Here is a 4,854-nt window from a genome sequence, read left to right as displayed (position 1 = left end):
GCCGCGCCCGCGCCGGTAGAGTCGTCCCCTGCTCCCGAGCGTCCGCCCCCGAACGACCGTGAGGTGCCCGTGCCGGCCGTCCCCCGAGAACTCGCCGATCTGCCGTACGCCGGCCACCTGGAGCCGTTGCGCGGCGAGCTGGAGACGGAGGGCGTCTACGACACCGTCCACGCCGGCGAGCGGGAGTTCGTGGACGCCCGGGCGGGCGGCGCGCGGTTCGTCGAGTGCGCCTTCACCTCGGTGGCGTTCGAGGGCGGCTTGATGCGGCGGGCGCGGTTCACCGACGTGTGGTGCCACACCGTGCGCTGGGTCGGCACCGACCTGGCCGAGTCCGGGTGGATGGACGCCTCGGTGGTCTCCGGGATGCTGGCCGGCGTCCAGGCGTTCGGCGCCACCCTGCGCCGGGTGACGTTCTCGCACTGCAAGCTGGACTCGGTCAACTGGCGCTCCGCGGCGCTGCGGGAGGTCTCCTTCACCGACTGCCTGCTGCGCGACGTGGACTTCGGCGAGGCGACGCTGACCGACGTGTCCTTCCCCGGTTCCACCCTCGACGGCGTCCGCCTGCGCGGCGCCCGGCTGAGCAAGGTGGACCTGCGGGGCGCGGCGGCGCTGGGCGTCGCGGACGGCGTGGAGGCGCTCCGCGGGGCCACCATCGACCACGGTCAGCTCTTCGACCTGGCACCGGCCTTCGCGCAGGCGCTGGGCGTCACGGTCACCTCGCGCTGACGGCGCCGATCACCCCGCTCACCTCTCTGACGGCTCTCACGCCGCTCACGCCGCTCACTCCGGCGGGTGGAACGGCCCGCCGTTCGGCTCAGGCGCACGGCACCGGCACGGGATGATGCCGGGGCCGCGCGGCTACCTTCCGCTGGACCGGTGCGTCGAGACAGCGATCGCCGCGACAGAGGAGACCGATGGCGTCCCAGACCGAACCCGTTGCCCCGGTACCCGTGGCCGGCCGCCGCCGTGGCCCCGGACGCGTGGTCGTCTCCTGGCTGACGACGACCGACCACAAAAAGATCGGGCACATGTACCTGATCACGTCGTTCGTCTTCTTCCTGCTGGCCGGCCTGCTGGCGCTGCTCCTCCGCGCCGAACTGGCGCGCCCCGGGATGCAGCTGGTCTCCGCCGAGCAGTACAACCAGGCGTTCACCATGCACGGCACCATGATGCTGCTGCTGTTCGCCACCCCGACCTTCGCCGGGTTCGCCAACGCCGTCATGCCGCTCCAGATCGGCTCCCCCGACGTCGCCTTCCCCCGGCTGAACGCGTTCTCGTTCTGGCTCTTCCTGTTCGGCAGCCTGATCGTGCTCAGCGGCTTCCTCACCCCGAACGGCGCGGCCGACTTCGGCTGGACGGCGTACACCCCGCTCAGCGGCGGCGAGCGCACGCCCTACCTCGGCGGCGACCTGTGGATCATGGGCCTGGCGCTCTCCGGCTTCGGCACCATCCTGGGCGCGGTCAACTTCATCACCACCGTCCTGTGCCTGCGCGCCCCGGGCATGACCATGTTCCGGATGCCGATCTTCACCTGGAACGTGCTGCTCACCTCGGTGCTGGTGCTGCTGGCCTTCCCGGTGCTCGCCGCCTCCCTGTTCGTGCTGGAGGCGGACCGCGCGTTCGGCGCCCAGGTCTTCGACCCGGCGAACGGCGGGGCGGTGCTGTGGCAGCACCTGTTCTGGTTCTTCGGCCACCCCGAGGTCTACATCCTGGCGCTGCCGTTCTTCGGAGTGATCAGCGAGATCATCCCGGTCTTCTCCCGCAAGCCGGTCTTCGGCTACATGGGGCTGGTCGGCGCCACCATCGCCATCACCGGGCTCTCGGTGGCGGTGTGGGCGCACCACATGTTCGCCACCGGCGCGGTGCTCCTGCCGTTCTTCTCCTTCATGACCTTCCTGATCGCGGTGCCCACCGGGGTGAAGTTCTTCAACTGGATCGGCACCATGTGGAAGGGCTCCCTGTCCTTCGAGCCGCCCATGCTGTGGGCGGTGGGCTTCCTCGTCACCTTCCTCTTCGGGGGCCTCACCGGTGTGGTCCTCGGCTCGCCGCCGCTGGACTGGCACGTCACCGACAGCTACTTCGTCGTCGCCCATTTCCACTACGTGCTCTTCGGCACGATCGTGTTCGCGATGTTCGGCGGATTCAGCTTCTGGTGGCCGAAGATGACCGGCGCCATGCTGGACCAGAGGCTGGAGAAGGTGCACTTCTGGACCCTGTTCACCGGCTTCCACGGCACCTTCCTGGTCCAGCACTGGCTGGGCGCCGAGGGGATGCCGCGCCGGTACGCCGACTACCTCGCGGCCGACGGGTTCACCGCCCTCAACACCGTCTCCTCCGTCGCGGCGTTCCTGCTGGGCCTGTCGACCCTGCCGTTCCTCTACAACGTCTGGAGGACCGCCAGGTACGGCCGGCGGATCGAGGCGGACGACCCCTGGGGCTTCGGCCGCTCGCTGGAGTGGGCCACCTCCTGCCCGCCGCCGCGCCACAACTTCGAGGTCCTGCCGCGGATCCGCTCCGAGTCCCCGGCGTTCGACCTGCACCACCCGGATCTCGCCGCGTACGACGCGGACGAGAACGACGCCAAGCGGGACGTCCTGGACGCCGCGAGCCACCGGGGGTCGAGGACGTGAGCCCGGGGGCCCGGGGCGAACGCGAGTACTCGCCGGCCGTCGAGATGGAAGGCCACCTCATCGCCCACACCCACCGGGAGCGGGCCCGCGAGGAGGCCGAGGGCCTCTGCGCCCGGATGCCGTGGCTGACGACGGCGCAGGCCGAGGAGCTGACCCGTCAGTACGTCCTGCTGCGCATCGGGCTCACCCGCCGGATGCTGCTGGACGTCGCCGAGCGCGCCGACCGGCTCGGCGAGGAGTACGAGGCCCGCTACCGGGTGCTGCGCCGCGCCCTGCTGCGCCGCCACGCCGGCGCGGCCTGCGCCACCCTGGCCTGCGCGGGGGGCGTGGCCGCCTGGACGTCCCTGGTCGTCCGCTGACGTCGGCGCCGTCCGGTCACGCGGCCCGGCCACGCGGTCGGACGGCACGGTCGCACGGCGCGGTCGGAGTGCGCCGTCGCACGACGCGGTCGGACGACGCGGTCAGACGACACGGATGCCGATCAGGCAGGTGTCGTCGTCGGTGTCGGACTTGCTGTGCGTGAGCAGCCGGTCGAGGCGCTGCTCGAGGCCGGCCCCGGGGACGCGGGCGCTGGACAGGAGCCGGGCCAGGGAGTCCTGGACCGACTCGTCGCGGCGCTCGACCAGACCGTCGGTGTACATCAGCAGCGTGTCACCGGCGTCCAGCTGGAGCTCGGCCTCCTCGTAGGACGCCTCGGAGAGGGCGCCCAGGAGGATGCCGCCGGCCGGCTGGAGCGGCGACGCCTTCTCGCCGCGGATCAGGACCGGCGGGAGGTGCCCGGCGCGGGCCCAGCGCAGTGTGCGGGTCTCCGGGTCGTAGAGGCCGCAGACGGCGGTGGCCGTGACGTGCTCGGTGAGGTAGTGGGCCACGATGTTCAGCCAGGCCAGCAGCTGTCCGGGGCCGGCGCCGGTCACCGCGAGGCCGCGCATGGCGTTGCGGAGCACGACCATGCTGGTGGCGGCCTCGATGCCGTGACCGGCGACGTCGCCGACGCAGAGCATGACCTGCTTGGAGGGCAGCACCACCACGTCGTACCAGTCACCGCCGACCATCGACTCCGACTCGGCGGGCCGGTAGCGCACCGCGACCTGGAGGCCGGGGCTGTCCATGCCGGAGTGGCTGGGCGGCATGATGGCGTGCTGGAGCTGGAGGGTGAGCCGGTTGCGTTCGGCGGCCTGCTGCTCGGTGTGGGCGAGCTGGTCGCGGGTGGCCGCCAGCGCCACCTCGGTCCAGTGCTGCGCCGAGATGTCCTGGTAGGCGCCGCGTACCGAGCGCAGCCGGTTGTCCTCGTCGAGGACGGGCTCGGCGACCACCCGGATGTGCCGGGTGATGCCGTCCGGCCGCTGGAGGCGGAAGGCGGCCGAGGCGGGCCTGCGGTGGTGCAGCACCGCGCGGACGAACCGCCCGATGGAGACGGCGTCGTCGGGGTGGGCGTGCTCCGCCATCTCCTCCAGGGACACCGGGCGGGTGTGGTGCGGCAGCCCGTACAGGTCGAAGAGCTGGTCGTTCCAGACGATCTCGCCGGTGAGGACGTTCTCCTCGAAGCCGCCGATCCGGCCGAGCCGCTGCGCGTGCTGGAGCAGGTTGGCCAGCCGCGCGGTGTCGTCCTCGATCCGCCAGATCAGCAGCACGCTGCCGCCGTGGCGGCTGACGCTGACGTCGACGGTGGTGTCCAGGGGCACCTGGTCGACCAGCGTGGTCAGCGTCATCCCCCGGGCGCGGTACGCCTCGCCGGTCGCGTAGACCCGCTCGATCTTCTCGAACAGGCCGCTCTCCCCCATGGCCAGCGGGTACGACTCGAGCAGCAGCGTGCCGCCGACCGCGTTGCGGGGGCGCCCGGCGGGGTCGGTGAAGGAACTGTTGACGTGGTGGATCCGGAAGTCGGCGAGCCGGCCGTCGGGCCACAGGTGGGGGGTGAGGACCAGCGCCGGGTCGTACAGGCCCTCGGCGAGGTCGACCAGCTCGGACAGGTCCGGCGGCACGCTCCAGGTGTCCGCGGCCGGGGTGACCGCGGACCCGGGGCCGCCCTCCAGCGTGTGGGCGCACAGTTCGGCCAGCGCCTCGACCTGGCGCAGGATCTGCGGCGGCTGCGGTTCCAGGGGCTCGGGCCAGCAGATCTCGAGGATGCCGTGGACGCGGCCGCCGGTGCCGGCCGGGACGGCGATCCGCCCGCCGCGCGGGTTGTGGGCCCAGCCGATCGAGGGCATGGCGGAGGAGGGCTGCG

4 protein-coding genes are annotated in these 4,854 nt (G+C 72.2%); 3 read left to right on the top strand and 1 reads right to left on the bottom strand.

Annotated elements, in window-relative coordinates; genetic code table 11:
* Positions 1–63: 63 nt before the first annotated feature.
* From HW445_RS18660 to HW445_RS18650, 3 genes are all read left to right on the top strand, one after another.
* Entirely contained in the window at positions 64–726 is a 663-nt protein-coding gene (locus tag HW445_RS18660) for a pentapeptide repeat-containing protein (RefSeq protein WP_374939667.1), read from the top strand.
* A 188-nt stretch (positions 727–914) separates the two neighbouring features.
* Positions 915–2,630, top strand: coding sequence for a cytochrome c oxidase subunit I (gene ctaD / locus HW445_RS18655; protein WP_180222134.1), 1,716 nt, complete (start codon positions 915–917; stop codon positions 2,628–2,630).
* The gene (locus HW445_RS18650) at positions 2,627–2,989 is read left to right on the top strand and encodes a hypothetical protein (RefSeq protein ID WP_308799446.1); all 363 of its coding nucleotides are present in this window, start codon (positions 2,627–2,629) and stop codon (positions 2,987–2,989) included. The genes ctaD and HW445_RS18650 overlap by 4 nt, the downstream gene beginning before the upstream one ends.
* A 102-nt stretch (positions 2,990–3,091) precedes the next feature.
* Here the strand turns inward: HW445_RS18650 and HW445_RS18645 are convergent.
* The coding region (locus HW445_RS18645; RefSeq protein WP_180222133.1) for a PP2C family protein-serine/threonine phosphatase at positions 3,092–4,854 on the bottom strand (1,763 nt) is incomplete at its 5' end.

The organism is Streptomyces sp. UH6 (genome assembly GCF_013421635.1).
Taxonomy (GTDB): Bacteria; Actinomycetota; Actinomycetes; order Streptomycetales; family Streptomycetaceae; genus Streptomyces; species Streptomyces abyssomicinicus.
This window is presented reverse-complemented; position numbering and strand designations above follow the sequence as displayed.

Coding starts and splice junctions, on each gene's coding strand:
- ctaD (WP_180222134.1), top strand. CDS start 915: ATGGCGTCCCAGACCGAACCCGTTGCCCCGGTACCCGTGGCCGGCCGC.